This is a genomic window from Vibrio nomapromontoriensis (assembly GCF_050337205.1).
Taxonomy (GTDB): Bacteria; Pseudomonadota; Gammaproteobacteria; order Enterobacterales; family Vibrionaceae; genus Vibrio; species Vibrio nomapromontoriensis.
In genome coordinates, this window is record NZ_JAKJSS010000008.1 from 447,377 (window position 1) to 467,765 (window position 20,389).

General features: G+C 44.5%; 17 protein-coding genes. 6 read left to right on the top strand and 11 right to left on the bottom strand.

Annotation, left to right across the window (positions count from 1 at the left end; translation table 11 throughout):
• Positions 1-89 precede the first annotated feature (89 nt).
• Positions 90-1,409: a BamA/TamA family outer membrane protein gene (locus L4D05_RS09785; RefSeq protein WP_428793815.1), complete on the top strand. Its 1,320-nt coding sequence runs from the start codon at positions 90-92 to the stop codon at positions 1,407-1,409.
• Positions 1,410-1,437: 28 nt separating this feature from the next.
• On the opposite strand, the gene L4D05_RS09790 is transcribed toward L4D05_RS09785, so the two are convergent.
• On the bottom strand, positions 1,438-2,316 hold the full coding sequence (locus L4D05_RS09790) for a LysR substrate-binding domain-containing protein (RefSeq protein ID WP_428794004.1): 879 nt from the start codon (positions 2,314-2,316) through the stop codon (positions 1,438-1,440).
• Positions 2,317-2,490: 174 nt separating this feature from the next.
• Here L4D05_RS09790 and nagE point away from each other — a divergent pair, with 174 nt between their 5' ends.
• The 3 genes from nagE to L4D05_RS09805 all read left to right on the top strand — a co-directional run bounded on the left by nagE (position 2,491) and on the right by L4D05_RS09805 (position 6,549).
• Positions 2,491-3,963, top strand: coding sequence for an N-acetylglucosamine-specific PTS transporter subunit IIBC (nagE, locus tag L4D05_RS09795; protein ID WP_428793816.1), 1,473 nt, complete (start codon positions 2,491-2,493; stop codon positions 3,961-3,963).
• A 387-nt stretch (positions 3,964-4,350) separates the two neighbouring features.
• Positions 4,351-5,499 carry an L-threonine dehydrogenase gene (yiaY, locus tag L4D05_RS09800; RefSeq protein WP_428793817.1) on the top strand — a complete coding sequence of 383 codons (1,149 nt, stop codon included), beginning with the start codon at positions 4,351-4,353 and terminating at the stop codon, positions 5,497-5,499.
• A gap of 192 nt (positions 5,500-5,691) precedes the next feature.
• Positions 5,692-6,549, top strand: a complete 858-nt coding sequence (locus tag L4D05_RS09805) for a helix-turn-helix domain-containing protein (RefSeq protein WP_428793818.1) — start codon at positions 5,692-5,694, stop codon at positions 6,547-6,549.
• A 187-nt stretch (positions 6,550-6,736) separates the two neighbouring features.
• Here the strand turns inward: L4D05_RS09805 and L4D05_RS09810 are convergent, their stop codons facing one another.
• The 6 genes from L4D05_RS09810 to L4D05_RS09835 form a co-directional block, all read right to left on the bottom strand.
• On the bottom strand, positions 6,737-7,483 hold the full coding sequence (locus L4D05_RS09810; RefSeq protein ID WP_428793819.1) for a hypothetical protein: 747 nt from the start codon (positions 7,481-7,483) through the stop codon (positions 6,737-6,739).
• 74 nt (positions 7,484-7,557) lie between these two features.
• Positions 7,558-8,619, bottom strand: coding sequence for a linear amide C-N hydrolase (locus L4D05_RS09815; RefSeq protein ID WP_428793820.1), 1,062 nt, complete (start codon positions 8,617-8,619; stop codon positions 7,558-7,560).
• Positions 8,620-8,792: 173 nt separating this feature from the next.
• Entirely contained in the window at positions 8,793-9,647 is an 855-nt protein-coding gene (locus tag L4D05_RS09820; protein WP_428793821.1) for an AraC family transcriptional regulator, read from the bottom strand.
• Between the two features lie 19 nt (positions 9,648-9,666).
• Complete coding sequence (locus L4D05_RS09825) at positions 9,667-10,272, bottom strand: LysE family translocator (RefSeq protein ID WP_428793822.1); 606 nt, start codon at positions 10,270-10,272, stop codon at positions 9,667-9,669.
• 114 nt (positions 10,273-10,386) lie between these two features.
• Complete coding sequence (locus L4D05_RS09830; RefSeq protein ID WP_428793823.1) at positions 10,387-13,497, bottom strand: efflux RND transporter permease subunit; 3,111 nt, start codon at positions 13,495-13,497, stop codon at positions 10,387-10,389.
• Entirely contained in the window at positions 13,494-14,645 is a 1,152-nt protein-coding gene (locus L4D05_RS09835) for an efflux RND transporter periplasmic adaptor subunit (RefSeq protein WP_428793824.1), read from the bottom strand. The genes L4D05_RS09830 and L4D05_RS09835 overlap by 4 nt, the downstream gene beginning before the upstream one ends.
• A 224-nt stretch (positions 14,646-14,869) precedes the next feature.
• On the opposite strand from L4D05_RS09835, the gene L4D05_RS09840 reads away from it, so the two are divergent.
• Positions 14,870-15,622, top strand: coding sequence for a glycosyltransferase family 2 protein (locus L4D05_RS09840; protein WP_489686384.1), 753 nt, complete (start codon positions 14,870-14,872; stop codon positions 15,620-15,622).
• A gap of 77 nt (positions 15,623-15,699) precedes the next feature.
• The gene (locus L4D05_RS09845; RefSeq protein WP_428793826.1) at positions 15,700-16,989 is read left to right on the top strand and encodes an LssY C-terminal domain-containing protein; all 1,290 of its coding nucleotides are present in this window, start codon (positions 15,700-15,702) and stop codon (positions 16,987-16,989) included.
• A 22-nt stretch (positions 16,990-17,011) separates the two neighbouring features.
• Here L4D05_RS09845 and L4D05_RS09850 read toward each other — a convergent pair whose 3' ends face one another.
• The 4 genes from L4D05_RS09850 to L4D05_RS09865 all read right to left on the bottom strand — a co-directional run bounded on the left by L4D05_RS09850 (position 17,012) and on the right by L4D05_RS09865 (position 20,387).
• Positions 17,012-17,362 (bottom strand): GlpM family protein, encoded by a 351-nt coding sequence (locus L4D05_RS09850; protein ID WP_428751523.1) that lies wholly within the window; start codon positions 17,360-17,362, stop codon positions 17,012-17,014.
• A 350-nt stretch (positions 17,363-17,712) separates the two neighbouring features.
• Positions 17,713-18,474 carry an iron ABC transporter ATP-binding protein gene (locus L4D05_RS09855; RefSeq protein ID WP_428793827.1) on the bottom strand — a complete coding sequence of 254 codons (762 nt, stop codon included), beginning with the start codon at positions 18,472-18,474 and terminating at the stop codon, positions 17,713-17,715.
• 10 nt (positions 18,475-18,484) lie between these two features.
• Entirely contained in the window at positions 18,485-19,435 is a 951-nt protein-coding gene (locus tag L4D05_RS09860) for an iron chelate uptake ABC transporter family permease subunit (RefSeq protein ID WP_428793828.1), read from the bottom strand.
• Complete coding sequence (locus tag L4D05_RS09865; RefSeq protein WP_428751526.1) at positions 19,428-20,387, bottom strand: ABC transporter permease; 960 nt, start codon at positions 20,385-20,387, stop codon at positions 19,428-19,430. The genes L4D05_RS09860 and L4D05_RS09865 overlap by 8 nt, the downstream gene beginning before the upstream one ends.
• Between the last annotated feature and the right edge of the window lie 2 nt (positions 20,388-20,389).

Below are 20,389 nucleotides of genomic sequence, written 5' to 3' on the forward strand. Positions count from 1 at the left end.
CTTGCTATTCTATCTAACCTAAAATAGCGGTAGGCTATAGTCATAAAGACTAAAAATAACAAAAACAAATACAAGGAAGTGGAAGCCGCATGACATATCGTCGTATTTTAGGTGTCATTACAGCCCTCAGCTGTACGCTCATCACACCATTGAGCCACGCCTCTACGCCAACGAGCGTAAAATCGCGAGTCGACCGACTCGAAACCCCTGATCGTGTCCGCGAATCTATGGTCCTCCCCTATCTGTTTAGTACAGAAACTATGGGGCTGAACATTGGTGTTGGCGGAATGGTCAAAGGGTTACATCAAGACCAAATGACCGTTGGTGGCACTGTATTCGGTGGTGACGTCAGCCGAGCAGTCGCAGGCGGTGTTTGGAACTATATGATTCCCGGCACTGAGCGAGTCTTCTTAAGTGCCTACGGCATGTTAGGCTATTACCCACAACAAAGGGCTTATACCACAGGCCCAGATGCGTACCCTGCAGGAACACCGCTACCAGGCAGCAACAACTCTTCCAACCTTCAGTACTTCGAAGCCGATGGCGCATCCAATTGGTTCGACATTAAGATGGAATATGTGCTGCCAATTGGGGCTAACCGTGACCACGGCCTTGTTGACTACTCAATTCGTAACGGTTTACTAGTTTCTGAACCCTCTGGAGGAAAAGAGTGGAATCCAGCGACGAGCGGTTCGACCATTTTTGTCGCTCGGCAATTTAATCGCTACCAATCGTTCGAGTTTTCTCAAGGCACCGCCGATGGCACCATCCACGCTATGGAATTTGGGTTACTCTACGATAATACTGATTTTGCGCCCAACCCTTCCTTTGGTAGCCGACAATATATTGCCACGTCCCACGACTGGGGCTGGTTCGACTCCAAACAACAGTGGTCGTTTAACGAAGTCGACCTGAGTAAATATTTCTCATTGGGTAAGTCTGACTGGGCATCACAACGCATTATCGCGATGAACTTTTGGACTGGTGTTTCTCCAACATGGGAAGTCACTACAGACGGCCAGGGCCAACAAAGAGTTAGTGGTGGCGCACCTTACAATGAGGGGGCAACACTCGGGGGGTTTACCCGTATGCGCGGTTACGACAACAATCGCTTTCATGACAAAGCGGTCATTTATGGCTCCGCTGAATATCGCTACACATTAGCCTATAACCCGGCTAAAGACGTCTCTTGGTTAAACTTCTTACGTATCGACTGGATACAACTCGTTGGGTTTGTTGAGGTCGGTCGTGTTGGTGCCGCTTATACCGCAAATGAACTGCTCACTGACCTAAAGTACGATGCTGGAGGCTCAGTACGTGCATTAATGGCAGGGCTAGTGGTTCGAGCTGACCTTGCGAAGTCACCTGAGAGCACCAACTTCTGGATCATGGTTGATCATCCGTTCTAAATATCAGCCCATGGATTGATAGTACAGACTAGAGCTGGCTATCAATCCAATTAATAAACGTTCTCACTTTCGGTCGCTCTTCATGTCCAGACAAGCAAACAAGATCATACGTTTGATCCGTATTCATTGCAGGATAAGGGCAAACTAACTCGCCACGTTTGATATGGTCTTGCACAAAGTAGTACCTTCCCATCGCCAAGCCAAGAGAGTTTAACGCACCAGTCAGATCTAACCCTCTGTGACTCACACAGTAGAACGAATTAAAAATATCGATATCATACTGATGATGCTTTACCCAACGCTCCCACACGTTAGAGCCGAGCGCATGTAATAAGTTTACGTCTTTTAGGCCATCCACACCTCTATCAAAGAGATCCCACTGCTGGGCATATTCTGGTGTACAAACGGGGATATATCGCTCGCCGAACAAAGGCTTTACAAAGCAATCCGCTGGTTTTTGATCACCATAGTAGAACGCAATGTCCACCTGATCTTTTTGAAACTGCTGTTGCTCCTCATGCACCAAGATATTCACATTAAAATTGGGATAACGACGCTTAAAGTCTTTCAATCTCGGCACGAGCCATGAAGAAGCAAAATACGGAGAGCTAGCCACCGTGATCTCACCACTCATTTCCGTAGATTTAATATCTTCAATTTCACCAAAAATGGTATTCAGCGACTTCGAAAGCGTTTGATAGAATCGCGCTCCCTCATCCGTTAATCCAAGCTTTCTTGTTCCACGAGTAAATAGATTAAAGCCAAGTGATTTCTCTAGCACTTTAATCCGATGACTGACCGCACCTTGAGTTAAATGAAGCTCTTTTGCCGCGATAGTAAAACTGAGTGTTTTCGCCGCCACATTAAACGTATGCAAATTTCTTAATAAGGTTTGCTCATTTGCCACAGTTTTCACGCCCTACTCATTAAAATTCTTAATTCATCATACTTTAGAATTAGTTTGTTTGCATCGATAAATAAGTTTCAAATAGGAGCCAGTGGATCGATAAACCTCTAATTCAAAGAGGCGCGACAAAACAACATTTTAGGTTTAACAAATTATAAAGATAATGAGGTGTGAATGAATATTCTTGGCTATATGCAAAAAGTTGGTAAAGCGCTGATGGTTCCCGTCGCTACATTGCCAGCTGCGGCGATTTTAATGGGTGTCGGCTACTGGCTAGATCCCACAGGATGGGGTGCAGACAGCGTCCTCGCCGCTTTTCTAATTAAATCAGGCTCTGCCATTATCGATAATATGGCAGTATTGTTTGCCGTCGGTGTCGCATTTGGATTAAGTCGCGACAAAAACGGCTCTGCTGCGCTCTCTGGATTCATTTGTTTCTTAGTCCTTACTACCCTTCTTTCTCCCGATACTATTCAACAGCTTAAAGGGCTTGCCGCTGATGAAGTACCTGCGGCATTTTCTAAAATAAACAACCAGTTTATTGGCATACTCGTCGGTATTGTCTCTGCCGAGATTTATAACCGCTACTCGGGTGTTACGCTGCCTAAAGCTTTAGCATTTTTTAGTGGCAAACGCCTCGTCCCAATCTTAACGTCAATCGCAGGCATGGTGCTGGCCTTTGTTTTACTTTATGTCTGGCCAGTCGTGTATGACGCACTTATCGTTCTAGGCGTTAAATTACAATCAATGGGAGCGATAGGCGCTGGTTTATTCGGCTTCTTCAATCGCCTAATGCTTACTGTCGGCATGCACCACGCGTTATATCCTGTTTTCTGGTTTGATGTCGTAGGCATCAACGATATTCCAAACTTCCTAGGTGGGGCTCAATCCATTGCTAATGGCACTGCAACAGTGGGTGTCACAGGTATGTATCAAGCCGGCTTCTTCCCTATTATGATGTTTGGCCTACCGGGCGCCGCTCTTGCCATTTATCACTGTGCCGACAAAAAGAACAAATCTGCGGTATTTTCAATCATGCTTGCGGCTGCAATGGCGTCGTTTTTCACAGGTATAACCGAGCCATTAGAATTCAGTTTCATGTTTTTAGCACCGGTTCTATATCTGCTACACGCCGTACTCACAGGTATCTCACTTTATATCGCGGCGTCAATGCAATGGATGGCTGGCTTTGGTTTCTCTGCAGGATTCGTGGACTTAGTTCTTTCTAGCCAAAACCCATTGGCAGTCCAGTGGTATATGCTCATTGTGCAAGGTCTCGTGTTCTTCGCTATCTACTACTGCGTATTCCGATTCGCTATCGTGAAATTCAACCTAAAAACCCCTGGTCGCGGTGAGGACATGGCGCAAGAGCAACAAGCTGATGCCTCTACCGATGACGGTTTAGAAACGCTAACACAGCAGTATATTGAAGCTTTAGGTGGGTCAGACAACATTACAGAAGTCGACAACTGCATTACACGTCTACGACTGTCTGTCAAAGATTCGGCTCTGGCTGACAAAGACCGACTCAAACAACTGGGAGCCGCTGGTGTCATTCCGATTGGGAAAAATGGCATACAAGTCATCGTTGGTCTTGGCAAAGTCGACAAAGTAGCAGAACAAATGAAAGTGGCTTTAGCTCAATAAGCTTACATTCGAGCCACCAGCCGAGTCATCTGATATAGAAAGGTGGCTCACTGCTCCTCATCGATGGAGCAAAACCCAACTCATTTCTCTCTATGCGTAAATCAACTAGACGTATAAAACATGAGAAATAGCGGTGTTATTTATCCTAGTAAAGACGTACCGCTCCCCCTAAAGCGCAGAATCGCCTAGTCACCGATTCTGCGCTTCTTTTTTTGGGATTAACATCACGATTTACTTTACCCATTTAATCTCGACTATTTTCGTAAAACGCGCGCTAGTTTGTGCAAAACGACTACTGCTACTCTGCAATGAATAAAACTAAGCCACTCTAAAGATCATTGACATTTAGAAGTGCTAAAAATAATTCAACATTGAACGAGGTACAGCATGTCTAACGCTTTCTACATTCCATCTCTTAATCTCATGGGTGCAGGTTGTCTTACCGAAGCCGTCAATACTATTAAAGCGCACGGTTTTAGCAAAGCATTAGTCGTAACCGACAACGTTTTGAATAAGATCGGCGCCGTCAATAAGCTCACCACACTACTAGACAAGGCCAATGTTTCAGCCGTGATCTACGACGCGACAAAACCCAATCCAACCATCGAAAACGTTAATGATGGTTTGGCACTGTTAAAACAACACCAATGCGACTGTGTCATTTCATTTGGCGGCGGCTCACCACATGATTGTGCAAAAGGCATTGCGCTACTGGCCACCAATGGTGGTGAAATTAAAGACTATGAAGGCGTTGACGTCTCGGCGAAACCACAACTGCCGCTAATTTCAATTAATACTACGGCGGGTACGGCATCTGAAATGACGCGTTTTTGCATCATTACCGATGAAGCTCGTCATATTAAAATGGCTATTGTTGATAAAAACGTCACTCCGATTGTGTCAGTTAATGATCCAGAGCTTATGCTAGCCAAACCCGCCTCATTAACCGCTGCTACAGGCATGGATGCACTGACACACGCTATTGAAGCGTATGTGTCTGTCGCAGCCACACCCGTCACCGATGCTGTGGCAATCAAAGCCATCGAAATGGTACAAGCCAACCTACGAGAAGCGGTACGTAATGGGGACAACCTAGAAGCGCGCGACAATATGGCTTATGCGCAGTTTATGGCGGGCATGGCATTTAACAATGCCTCATTAGGCTATGTACACGCTATCGCCCACCAGCTAGGTGGCTTCTACGACCTCCCACATGGAGTATGCAATGCGATTTTGTTGCCACACGTTCAAGACTACAACGCTAAAGTGGTTCCCGCTCGTTTAGCTGATGTTGCACGTGCGATGGGTGTGGACACCGCAGACATGAGCGACGCACAAGCCGCAAATGCGGGGCTCGAAGCCATCCGCCAACTCTCCAAAGATGTCAACATTCCTTCTGGCTTAGAAGAGTTAGGGGTGAGTAAAGACGACTTTGATGTATTGGCTCAAAATGCTCTAAAAGATGCCTGTGGATTCACTAACCCGAAACAAGCAAGCCATGATGAGGTTGTAGAAATCCTAGCCGCAGCTTTGTAACAATGATGACTTAACCGCGTTCGACTAATACAAGAAGATTAGTTGCCATCGCTCACAAAAATGCAGGTCAATCGTTTGCCTGCATTTGTCATTTTATAAACCCTTCGCCTTTCCTATTTCAGATCAATGTTACACGCCATTGTTGTGCCTAGTATATGAGCTCAGCTGAATAAAGGAGAGAGCCCATCGTCTATGCATAAAATAAGTAACTTCTGTCGAATAGACGAGCGAGAGTACGCGCTTTCTACCGGCAATATGAATGTACTCTATTATGATCTCCCAAAACACTTTCACGATGAATACCGTTCATACGATGCTCCTCGGTTATGCACGATTTTACAAGGGAGTAAGTCTGTTGTCGTTAACCAGTCGGGTAACTTTCAATATCAAAGCGATCAATCTATTTTGTTACCACCAAACTCTACGATCTACATGACTATGCCAGAAGAGACAAAAGCACTGGTCTATGAATTTAATGAGCCCATCATTGAGCAAGTACGCCAGCGAGTGTCTGACACCCTCGAACTCAATGCCCCTACCTCAATTAATTCGCATCAATTCGCCATCAATCCGGTTGATCAACGCATTGAAGTTCTGCACTCAAGAATGCAAGAAATTATTCGCTCACAAGATACCAGCATAGACTTTCTCATTGATTTAACAGGTCAAGAGATGGTATTTGAATTAATGCGTAAGACGAGTTGCCAGTCCATCATAACAAATCATAACAAACACCCCATCAGTAAAGCGATACGTATTATGCGCTCATCCTCTGGGTTGCAAATGAGTTTGTCGCACATCGCTGAAGAAGTCGGCATGTCGCTGTCGAGCTTTTCACAAAAATTTAAAGCCGTCACACAAGTCAGTCCTAATCAGTACCTCACTCAACTGAGATTACAAGCGGCTTATCGAAATTTAGCGTCAATGTCTGTGACCGATGCAGCCTTTGAATCTGGGTATAATAATATTTCACATTTTATTCGCTTGTTTAAAAACGAATATGGAATGACGCCTAAACAATTTCAACAGATACGAGTGTTAATCAATTAATAATAATGGCCCTACAAAAGGGCCATTATTATATAGCTGCAAGACTCATCGTTTTAAGGTTTGACCATGATTATTATTTTTATAACCAATATTCACCCATTAATAATGACTCCTTGAATAGGAAATAACTCGTAGTAAAACAATACATTTTGATAGAACATTAAGCGTGGAGACGCTTCCAGCGGCGTTAGAAATAGTAGTTCGCTTGTACCCACCCTGTCGTATCCTTACGAGAAATATCTGAATCTGCCGTATGCTCAACTTTAAATCCGACTGAAACGGAATCCGACAGCATATAGCCACCACCAACTTCAACTTGCGCAACCCATTCTTTCGCTTGTTGAACATAGGTAGAGCGTGGATTGGCATACAACCAATGTCCCGCATCAAAGGCATACATACCGTACAACCCCGCTTGATAAACAGTGCTATCGAGTTTATGTTTCAAAACTCTCTCCGTCGGTTGACCATTAATTCCGATGCCAGGAGGCAAGGGTTCCTTTACGTCCACTGCGGTGCGACCCACCGACAACATCGGAAATAATAAAATATTATCCGTTACTTGAAACTTATATATCATACCCGCAAGCGCTGTAGTACTCGCTCGGTCTCCTAATACATCAACGCTAAAGCCTAACCCATCGGTCACGTGGAAGTACCGACCACGATAATTATAATCAAGCTTATCATCTTTAGTGTTTCTATCCGCTAAACCGAGATCTAACTGAAATATATTATCGCCTAGTCCGAGCATACCATTAATTTGAGTTGCGTCACCCGATCGTGAAACGCCTAATGTACTAAACGACGCAGTTGGATCACCATAATTCAGATTATCTGCCGATACAGGAGAGTGATTAATTTCTGTATTTTCGGATGCAAAAGTGCCCGTCGCCATCGCGCACAAAGCGATAGCTAAATAATGTTTGTTCATGTTAATACCTAATTAAGATAAGTCCTTTTAACTAGGTCGTCCTTGGAAAGAGGGAAATACCAAGCAGAGCCGCGCTACTTACAAGGCGTAAATGTTGCGGTACCTGAGACTTCAGCCTGCTCAACTAAGTCTGCACACGAGACGGTGTTAATGCTTGCTAGCTCATGGAGATCGATACGAATATCACTATACGTATCCAGATTACGCATCTTGAATGAGCCATTTTCTAAGTTATAGGTATATTGTATCCAAGTTGCATAGGTTTCACCGTTGGTTGGGTCAATAACATCTTGTGGGACAAGGTTTCCGGCATCAAACGTTGACTGCAATTTGCCTTCTGTTTGCGCCCATGTTGCTTGTGGCGAAAAACGAATATGTTCGGAATTATAGAGCCCTCGTAGCATACGCTCAGAGGAAGCAATCGTTGAACCAATCTTATGACCATTTTCTAACACGGCTAAATCACCTATTTTCTCCGCGTTAGCATCATGAAATTGTTGTAATGGTGCGTTCGCCATAACTCGCATCTTGTCATTAACCGAACCACGGTGAACCACCATTTTGCCGCCGTCATTTAATTCAAATAGGGCGATATCACCACTTTTATCTTGTACCGAGATATGCAGACCATGTTGAGTACCATGAATTCCATCCGCCCACGCAAACTGAAATTCGTTGGCGTTAAATGAGGACACCGCTTCCTGCACTGTTTTAAAATTCTGAGCCATGAACGCAGCTGCATCTCCCCAGTTGACCGCGGGCGCACCTGTGTCTTTGTAGTCCCTGATGAAGGCCTGTGAGTCGTAAAGGTAAAGTGTCGATGCTGAAAGTCCTTCACTGTTGATCGCCTCACCTGACGTATCTACAAATACTTCACGTTCTTCCAAATTTAACGTAGGATATTTGACCGTCCAAGATGCTGAGCTACCGTAGGAAGGTACCGCCTTGGTGGTCACAGCGGTACCAACCGGTGTGACAATTGCAACAGTACCTAATTTTTCGCCCCAATCCAAGGTTCTAACTTGCGAGACACCATAAGGTGTATCAAGCGTAATCCGAGAACAAGCATTCGCCGTCGTCGTCATAATATTGGTTATCGCCGCAGCTAAAGCAAGTACGATAATCTTTTTATTCATGAGAATTCCCCTAGTTAATAAGCAAGTTGTGACATTGTCACAATCTGCGGATAGGGGGATACTAGGCACAATAACAAGATGCATCAAAACGGATATTATTCGAAAATCATATAGTTCAAAAATTTAATAATTGAATAATCATGCGTAGCTGTCACCCCAAACTTAACATCGGTTCAACTCACTTGCTTATAAACGTTAGCAACGTAGTCAAGGGGAGTGGCCGCGACGATTTTCTTAAAATTGCGATGAAAGTGGCTTTGGTCGCTAAACCCAAGATCGATCGCCACGTGCGCGATCGACTGTCCCTGTTTTAGGCGAAGCTTCGCTTCATTCACTCTTGATACCATCTGCATTGCATATGGCGTAAGACCGTATTCAGAACGAAACGCATGGATAAAGTAGTATTCACTCAATCCAACATGCTCCGCCATCTCACGAACCGAAACACTCTTATCGTAGCGACTCTGAATAAAACGTAGCGCCTTCGTCAACTTAGCTTTTACGTTCTTTTCATGAATCACTTGGACGCCACTACGCTGAAATAGCTCAGCAAAAAATGCGATACTCTCTTGCTCCAACGCTTCTTTAGAGTCTTCATTAAGCAACATCTCTGCTAAAGATTGAAACTGTGAAAATACCACTTTATCGGTTAAATGTGGCTGAGCGAGGGGCACAAAGTCCTTGCCATCAGAGCCATTCAGCTTCGCTTGAAGTGATGCTAGCCATGTAGGGCAAACGAAGAGCATTTTATAACTCCAAGAATCACAAGATTTGGGGTTACATGCATGTACTTCTAGCGGGTTAACAATAACCGTTGACCCACTAGAGATCGATATTTCCCGATTATTGATAGTAAAGGTGCTCCTACCATCATCGACCACGCCCACTGAAAATTCCTGATGTGTATGCTTTTGATAGCATGCGGATGAATCTGTCGAGACTCTCATCTCCATAGGAAAATAGGCAGAACGAACAAACATAGGCCGAGCACTCACTTGGGAGTTAAGTTTCGATTCTGACTTAGGCATAGCTATTCCATCCTTGGCGTTATGCAGAAATAATAAGGGTATAGACTACGACAGATGCCAATAATCCACCCATTATTTGATTAAATCTTCGATGATGATCGGGGTTTTGTAGGACACGTTTTAACAGCGTACCAAACACAGCCCACGTTGAGATAGAGCTATAGCAAACTAGAAAAAACAACCCACAAAACGCCAACAACTGGCTATATTCCAGCGCTCCCTCTCCAATAAATAACGCTGTCGCGGACAAAGAAACAATCCAAGCCTTTGGGTTTAACCCCTGACACATTACACCTTGCAGGAACGTTGGCGCAGCTAGGTGATCAACAAAACCATTATCGGATATCTCTGAGTAGGCGACTTTATAAGACAAATAGAGAAGAAATGCGCTTCCAGAATAGCTCAGAATAGATAAGCCCCCAGGCACTGTCTGTATAAACCCCGACAACCCTATTCCAGATAAAAATAACAGTGCGACAAAACCGCTTGTCGCACCCAGTATATGAGGGACGGATTTGATGTATCCGTGATTCGCCCCTGACACCGTGGCTAAGATATTCACAGGGCCGGGTGAAATAGAGGTGACCAAAGCAAATGTTGCCATAGCCAAATAAGTGGTATTCATGTGTGTCCTCGCTGACTCATTTCCCTAATGGTAAGCGAGGATCACTCATCTAGATTGTACGATATTGCTGTCTTACTCATCCTATCTCACTGAAGCGGTCTCCCTGATGTTGCCTCACTGGTTCTGTACTGGGAAATAGACCCGCTTTAGCTTGGTGAACAAGCGCCCAATATCTTCCAACATGACATAAAGACATGGCACCAGAATCAACGTCACTATGGTGGCGTACATAACCGCGAAACCTAGCGCCACGGCCATTGGTTTGACAAATGCCGCCTGTAAGCTGGTCTCAAACATAATGGGCAATACACCAAAGAAGGTTGTAATCGAAGTCAAAGTTATCGCTCTAAATCGAGCACAGCCCGCCTCCACTACCGCCTGCTTGGCGCAGTGGCAACGTGATTTTATTTGGTTGACATAATCCGTCATGACCAAGGAGTCATTAATCACGACGCCAGCCGCCGCTATTAGTCCAAAGGTCGACATCATGCTCATATCAAGACCGTAAAAATAATGGCCCCAAATGGCCCCCGTCAAACTAAACGGGATAACAGACATAATAATAAATGGCTGTGAATAGCTCTTCAGTGGGATCGCCAGCAGCATATAGACCGTAATCATACCGGCGATGAAAAAGACTATCTGCTCTGCCTTTTGCTTCTGCTGTTCCTCGATCGTTCCCCCTAACTCAGTCACGACTTGCGGATACTTAGCTTTCATATCAGGGAGCACGTTCTCTTCAATATTCCTAACCGCCTTGTCCGGTTCAATCTGAGCCTCATCAATAGAGCCATAGACATACACGGTTCGATAGCCATTCTCTCGGCGAATTTGGTTAATGCCAGGCTTGCTATCAATATTCACCACATCCCCTAACATGACCTTTTTTCCAGACGGAGTCGTAATCAGTGCATAGCGCAGTGATGAAAAGGCTTCACGGGTCAACTTAGGGTAACGCACCATAACCCGTACTTCTTCGGTGTTTCGTAATACCCTCTGCGCCTCCCCGCCATAAAAACTGCCACCGACTTGCGCCGCAATACTGGCGAGATCAAGTCCAAGATCGTACGCAACCGGCTTTAAAGAAAGTTGAACTTCTCGGCTGCCCGTATCCATCGAAGAACTAATATCATACAAACCCGTTTGTTGCTGAAGTTCGGCAATCAGTGCTCGACCCGCAGCATTAAGCGTATCCATATCGGGCCCATAAAGTAGATAACCAAATTCATCTCCTCCCTCGCCTCCAGCAACATTGTCATTAATCACTATCGATTTTAGTCCTACGATGGTTGGCATTTTTTCTCGCCATCGCTTCGATAGTTCAAACGCATCCACCGGACGAATAGCTTCATCAACCAAAGGCATAATAATCATACCTTTTGTGCGACTGGTATTAATGGTCATCATATCCCGCACTGCTCGTTGGCCATACTCTTGCTCTATCTCGTCATTCACTTCTTGAACGATACGTTCAAGCGTTAATAACGCATCAATAGTCTGCTCATCCGAAGCATTACTGTTCATTTCAATAGTGATCATAGGAAAGTCAGACGGGACTTTAGGACTCGGGATCATACGTACATGCCCTGCCGTTAGCATCGCCGCACTGACCACAAGCACAGCGATAAATGCCATCACTACAGACCATCGCCACTCCACACACCAAGACACCGTTCGTTTGTAGGGACCATTAACAAACTCAAAGAAACGGCGATTGAAACGGGCGCGAACACTGTTTTCTTTGACGGGGGTAAACTTAGTGTGCGCCAAATGCGCAGGTAAGATCAGCTTTGACTCAATCAAACTGAAAATCAGACAGAAGATAACCACCACAGATAAACCATAGAAGAATGCTTTTTCCGGTCCCGTTGAAAACAAAAATGGTACAAACACCGCAATCGTGGTCAGTACACCAAACGTGGCTGGAGTCGCGACTTTTTGGGCGCCACGAACGACATTCGTCACGCCACCGCCGCTGGTTTCCACTTCGGTATAGACACTTTCTCCAATAACAATGGCGTCATCAACAACGATCCCTAACACCATAATAAAGGCAAATAATGTAATGATATTAATGCTGACATCAAACAAAGGCATCAGCATCACGGCGCCAAGAAAACACACGGGTAGTCCTATCATAACCCACATCGCCAAACGAAAGCGCAAGAATATGGTTAACAATATCGCCACGAGTACTGCACCTTGGAGCAAGTTTTTCAACATCATGTCCAAACGAGCGTTAAGGTAATACGTCATATCCATTAAGGTATGCAATTGAATACCATGAGGTAGCGTTTCATTCTTAGCATCGATATAACGTTTTACGGTTTCAGCAACAGGCACCATATTCTGCGTTTTCGTCGCTTTGACCGTTAGGTAAATACCATTTTCTCCCGAGTATTTGAAATAGTGCTGCCCTTCGGTAAAAGCGTCTTTAATGTCGGCAATATCCCCAAGAAGAACTTTTGAGCCATTTGCCCCCACTTTTACAGGGATCTGTCTAAATTCAAACCCGTTGTAATACTGATTCTCTATTCGTATCGACACCAAACCTGTGCTGGTACGCACCTGACCCGCTGAAAAATTAGCCGAGTATTTTTGAATCGCTTTGACTACATCGTCCAAAGTCAGATCATAAGTACGAAGTTCATCTGGGTGGATCTCAATACCAATTTCATCGGGTGGCGAGCTCACTTCAACCAACGACACATCACCGAGTTGTAATAACTCCTTTTCTATTTGCAGTGCCATCGTTTTAAGTTCAGGCAACGAGGTGTTACCCGACAACACCATGCCAATAACATCTTGCTTAAACTCTATCTGGGTGACTTTAATCGGCTCCATTGCGTTGGGAAAGCTCGCAATACCATCCACTCGCTGCTTAACCTTATCAAGCACCTCCATCAAGTTAGCTTTGGTGTCTATTTCCAATGTCACCATACCGCCTCCGCGGTAGGCATCGGTGACGGCTTTCTTTATTTCCGTGACGTCCTTCAGCGATTCTTCGACTTTAATCAGAATACTTTCTTCTATCTCCTGAGCTGAGACACCCGGATACGAAGCGCTGACTTGAATATAGTTAATTTCAAAGTTAGGGAACATTTGTCGCTGAATTAGAAAGTAACTCACCGTTCCCATAATCAAAATAAAGCCCATTAACAGATTGGCCGCGACCGAGTTTCTCGCAAAAAGAGCGATAATTCCTCGCTGAACATTGTTGCTCATTGAGTCTCTCCCGATGCGTTTCCATTATCTGCACGTATGACTTGCATACCAATTTGGGGGAACTCTGGCACCGTTAACACGAGTACATCGCCCTTGTTAAGCCCAGAGTCAATGTAAAAGCTCGATTTTTCTTCACGAAGGACGTGAACGGGCTTAGGGATCAGGCGATCATCAGGATCGACTAACCACACTCGATCATCACTGACCAACTCTTGAGGAATCGCATATAAATCAGCCACGGTTTTGCCGAAGAAACGCACTTCAACGTAGGAACCAAAAGGCAATGGTGAGAGTTGTGACTTAAGGCCATAAGGGTCTTCTACTCGTATCACCATATTAACCATGCGAGTCGCGCTGTCTACTACGCCGAGATCCCTCATCACCTGCCCTTCGCGAGTCGTTTCAAGTCGTCCTTTGGCAATAATGTTCGCTTTGGTACCGATAATATTTTTAGGTAAGAAAGGGGCATCAAAACCAGCGATTGGCACCATGATTTCCGCCGTCTCGATATTATTGATTTCTGCGACTTGTGTGCCAGCGGTAATATACTGTCCAACGCCAATATTTCTCGACACAACAAGGGCATCATAAGGGGATTCGATGTCACAATTGGCCAAATCTCGCTTGGCTCGCTTCAACCCTGCTTGCGCTGATTTTACTCGAGCTTCTGCACTCAGAACTTGAGGAATACGCAGATAAAGATCAGACACTTGTGTATTGGCGATGTTCTTAGCTTGCTGCTGCGCGACTTTTGCTTTCGCTCGCTCTTCAATCAAAGCGGCCTGTGACTGCGCCAATTCCGCTTCAGCCTGCAATACCGCGGCCTCATAGTTGTCTTTTTCTATGGTAAATAGGACCTCACCACGCTTGACGACGCCGCCCGCTACAAAGCTTGGGTGCCAACTGACCACCTCTCCAGACACCTGTGTTGCTAACGCTGTGCGTTCAAGTGGTACGACTTCGCCAAAACTCGAAATCAAAACCTTATGCGATTTAGGTTCCAGCACTTGCGTTTTAACCGTCACTATCGTTTCCAACGATTTTTGCGGTTCTATTTCTGGCTTTGTTTTCTCAACTACGCCATAACCCACTGCCGCTAAACCGACAATAAATATTGGTACTAACCACTTCAAGCTTCGCTTAAACATAAACACCGGTGTCCTTATCCATTAAATCCTCTGTTCCCATTGTACGTAAAACTATCGTCAGAAACTGTAATGAATTATCACAATAATAAACCTTATCCCGACATCACATATTTTCCAACGTTACGCGCTTCATGAATGCAATATGAATTTCCCCCTCAGCATTGATTAACCTTACTGATATTACTATTTCGTTATCAACTGAATTGATATCAGCAGTATTAATAATTACCACAACACGGAATAGGGACCAGGATATGAAACCAATTAGCATCGTCATCATTACGCTAAACGAAGAAAAACGCATCGCTAAACTTCTCGGTGATTTATCAAAGCAAACATATCAACAATTCGAAGTCATCCTTGTCGATTCAGACAGCGATGACCTCACCACAAAAGTGGCTGAAAAATTTCGACCAGCATTGCCATCCCTAACGGTGCATACCATGACAGAACGTGGCGTCAGCCGCGGGCGCAACACAGGCGCGAGGCTTGCCAATCATGAAAGGCTTTTGTTCCTTGATGCCGATGTTAGGCTCGATAAGCAGTTTTTAGACAAGGCAATCACCAAACTACACAGCGAAAGGCTCGAAGTCGCCGGAGTGTATATGGGCGCTCAACAGCTAAGCCTGGGCTACAAATCTGGTTACGCGCTATTTAATACCGGTCTATTTGCTAGTCAATACTTCTTCCCTACTGCAGTTGGAGCCTGTATTTTCTCGACTCAAAGAGCCCATAAGGAAATCGGTGGATTTGATGAGGCCATCATCCTTTGTGAAGACTGCCACTACGTTAAAAAGGCGGCAAAGACATGGCGTTTTCGCTTCCTCCCACTGACTTTTCAATTCGATCCTCGTCGCTTAGAACAAGATGGTTTGTTCACAATGGGCCTCACCTACCTAAAAGCGAACGTGCGACGCTTTTTGTTTGGCGAAATGCGCAACAACGAAATGAAATACCAATTTGGACATTACCAGTAACGGCCCTATTGATGATGCCAACTGCTGATACCAACCACTGATCACCACCGTCGCTTATAAGGATGTAACAAGTACCTATGTTTGAAACTTTTGGCTTATTTCTAGGATCTTTACTAGACGCCACTATTGGTCCTAATTTATTTGTTCCTGGCGAACCTTTTATGATTGCAGCGGGATATCAGCTCTACAGTGGCGGGTATCTTGCGCTGCTAGCAGTATTACTTGGCGGTTTACTAGGCGATCAACTGAGCTATTTTATTGGTCGCCAATATGGATTTAACCTCCAAAAAAGGCTGCTTACATGGCAGCCGAAGGTTAGGCGACCACTTGCACGGTGTCGCTTAATGATGAAACGAAATACGTTTTTAATTTTGGCATTTTCAAGATTACTTGGTCCGGTTGCATGGGTAGTCCCCTTTATGGCCGGATCGAATCATATTGAATGGCGAAAATTCTCACTCTACGCCTCCATAGGCTTATTATTGGGCATCGGACAATTTGTTGTTTGGGGTTACCTATTAGCGGCTGGCATCGACAATATTCCAATATTTGGCGAAGTCAGCGAGTTTCTGTTTGAGCACAAATACACGTTAGGCGTCGCTCTCTTAACGATTGTGATGACCTATGTGGGCTTTAAGAAACAATGGCGATATCTTGGGTTCAAAGCGTTAAGCGGATTTCTTATTGGAATGTTGACCCTCAATTACTCCCATTTCTTTTGGTTTAGCGACGATGCTGTCTCCCCACTCTCAACGGCGAGCATCACTGAGACAGTCACCCTGGATAAACTTAACTACAAAGTCTTTGCTGGCCAGTCTTCCATTTATCCGGCTCAAGCATTAAACATTATTTATTTCGGAGAGTCTCCGACCCCACTAATGCAAACACTCGGGTGGATACAAAATAAAACCTTCTCTCGCAGTGAGCTTGAATTTTGGGACTACGTCAACCTGCTTCAACGTAAAACGCCCCCAGTATCTGATCTGATATGGAACGGAGAACCTCAGCATTTGGCATTCCAACTCCCAGGAACCTTAACAAAACGCTCGCACATACGGTGGTGGAAAGCGGGCATTGACGCTGCAACGACTCAACCTATCTGGGTTGGTGCACTTAGTTTTGATAACGGTTTGACCATCACGCCTTACGGTGGAATTGTTACGATTCTTCATAGTATTTCACCCGATGTCGACAGTGAACGAGACAAACTCAAAGCTGATGTGCTCAAAAGTAATGTTAAATGGCACGCAGAAAAGATCGCGCTAACGAGTGCGATCGCAATAGATAGCCGCCATGACTATTTCACCGATGGGGATATTTTAGTTGTATCGCCAAGTGAAGCACTGCATACAACAAAAAGTCATTGAAACATGATGCACCTTTGGAAAGTTATACCGCCGGAATCATAGTTCGGCTCCATACCGCCAATAACAAGGACGCACAGACGGCCCAGACTAATACTGCAGACACAAGCGTTGTAGTCAAACTAAAGAAATAGCTGAAGTGATAAACTGCGATTAGATAAGCGGCATAAGGAAGTAATGAGTACAAACCAAACAACGCGGTACTGCGCAATGCTTCCATATTTCTCTCGCTGGCCACAATGTAATGAGCAATGAGAGCAAAACTAGGAAAAAGCGGCACTAATCCGGCAATAAAAAAACTCTTACTTTTGGAAAGAATCGCAATCAATAAGACTGCCATTGCGCCCATGAGACATTTAAAAAATAGCGATAACACGAACAAGGATCCCTTTGCCATCCATATTGCGAATGAATATTGCGAATGAATAATGCGACAAAAAGAGCCCCGCACAAAACGTCACATATGGAATAGTCCACGGTATACGGCGTCTTCTGGCTCTACATCGAAGCATTATAGCATTATAGCGTTAGAGATTTTAGCGTAGTCGCGATGTAACAAGGAAACGAGAGGCTCGCAGCAGCCATTTCCCACCACGTGAGAAAATGGCAAATTACGATTTATTGACAACGATTAGCGGCGACCAGTAACGTGGTGTTTATATTTGAATACTCAGGCATAAACACCACTTGTGGCACCACCAAAACAAAAAAGTTAAAGACTACTGGTTAGCTATTAAAGTACAGACAAACACGACGACCATCGATCTCTCTGATATCAAATGGAATTTCATAGATCGACTCCATGACGCTTTGCTCAACCACTTCATGGACAGTACCCGATTTAATAACCTGCCCCTTTTTCATGGCCACAATATTGTCTGAATAACAGGAAGCAAAGTTGATGTCATGGATCACAATGACAACGGCCTTATTGAACTCATGGGCAAGTCGACGCAAGGTGTGCATGATTTCAACCGAATGTTTAATATCAAGATTATTAAGCGGCTCATCAAGAAAAACATAATCGGTGTCTTGTGCAACAACCATCGCAATAAACGCCATCTGGCGCTGACCGCCACTAAGCTGGTCGAGATATCGATGTTGAATATCTTCAATACCTAGGTGCCCCAAAGCCTGATCAATAATGTCATTATCGGCCTGAATAAGTCTTCCTTGCGAGTGCGGAAAACGACCAAATGAAACCAGCTCTCGGATAGTAAAGCGCATATTGATATTGTTTGACTGTCGTAACACCGCTAAGTGCTTAGCCAGCTCTTTGCTTTCCCATTCTGCCAATAATTTATCGCCAATTAAAACCTCGCCAGCATCACTTTGTGTTAAGCGACTTGCCATCGATAACAAGGTGCTTTTTCCTGCACCATTAGGGCCAATAATGGACGTGACTTCACCTTTGGGAAACAGAGCGTCTGCGTCTTGAACCACAAACGTCTTACCGTACTTTTTACTCAGCCCAGTTAACTTAATCACTCTAGTACCCTTAATTAATTCTATTTCTTAGCAATAAAAACAAGAAGTAAGAACCACCAACCAAGTTGATAATCACACTGATTGTGGTTTGAAACACCAAGACTTTCTCTACAAACCACTGCCCTGTCACCAGCAATAATATCGCCAGTAAACTGCTCGCCATTATCAGAAAACGATGCTGATATTTATTGAACATTTCTCGCGTTAAGCTCACAGTAATCAGTCCAAAAAACAGTACAGGCCCAACAAGAGCGGTTGAAATCGCAATCATCACCGTGATAAGCATCATGATTCGTTGCGTAAGCTGCTTAGTATTCACGCCCAAACTGGTTGCATTGTCGACACCTAACCACAATACATCGAGCTTCGGCGCGTAGTGCCACAATAGAACCAAGCACAGAGCTAATGGAATCAAACTCCAATACACTAATGTTGCATTGATATTATTAAAGCTGGCAAACATCGAACTTTGAATAGTGGCAAATTCATTGGGATCGACTAGCATCGTTAAAAAACCCGTCACACTGCTAAATAAACTTCCGCACACAATACCAATCAATAACAACGTGAAGACATTGTTATCTTGACGTTTAAAATAGAAGTGAAACAGCAACAAACTAAAGAAAACCATAATGAGCGTCGACAATAAGAAGTTACTCATTGCATGGATAACCCAAAAACTGCTGCTGCCTAAAATCACAACCATAAGTACCTGAATCATAAGATACAGGCTATCAAAACCCAAAATAGACGGCGTTAAGATACGGTTATTGGTAATGGTCTGGAATACCAATGATGATGCGGAAATCGCGACGGCAGCCAAAACAATGGCCAAAATTTTCGGCGCACGACGAGACAAGAAGAACTGATAATTATCAGCCGTCAAACCTTGACCAATAAACCATGTAATGATGGCTAAACAACCCGCCACCAATAAAGCCACTTTATAAGAATCACGCATGGGCTTTGTCTCTCAACACCAAATAGATAAACACGGCACCACCAAAAATACTGATGATCATTGAGATAGGCATTTCATACGGAAATATAATCACACGCCCTAAAATGTCAGATGACAATACCAGTATAACCCCCCAATATGCGGTCCAAGGTAAGATCTTCTTCATGTTGTCACCCATAAATAGTGACACTATGTTTGGTACAATCAGCCCTAGAAAAGGAATAACGCCGACGATCATCACCACAGTAGAGGCGCTCACAGCCACTAGGATTACGCCAAGAAAGACAATTTTCTGATAATCCAAGCCGATATTTTTTGCAAAACTTTCACCCACACTTGCTGCACTAAATTGGCTGGCATAATAATAAGCAAGTAAGCACGCTGGAATGGCTAAGTACAATATTTCGTAGCTACCTTGCAAAACACTGGCGAAGTTGGCGACCGTCCAAGATGACATGGTTTGGACCAAGTCATATTTATAGGCAATAAAGGTCGTCAGCGCGGAAACCACATTGCCGTACATAATACCAATCAGCGGAACAAGAACCGCATTCTTAAACTGCAGCCTTTGCAAAAATCGTACGAAAAGCAAGGTACCTGCGACTGAGAAGGTAAAGATCACGCCTAAATGAGCCCATTGAGAGGCTCCGCCAAGGAAAATCAAACCAACAACGTAGCCTAATAGTGCACAATCAATCGTACCCGTAGTGGATGGTGATGCGAATCTGTTTTGCACAATCTGCTGCATAATAAGACCGGCAACACTTAACCCTGCACCTGCTAACATAATGGCGATTAAACGCGGAATTCGGCTCACCACGTAGATGGAATAGGCGTGTTCGTCGCCACGAAAGACATCTGCGAGCGAGACATTCGCGGCGCCAATTAGCAGTGACGACACTGCTAGAGCGCCTAATAATACAAGCGCGAAGAGATACTTATGAATAGCCATGA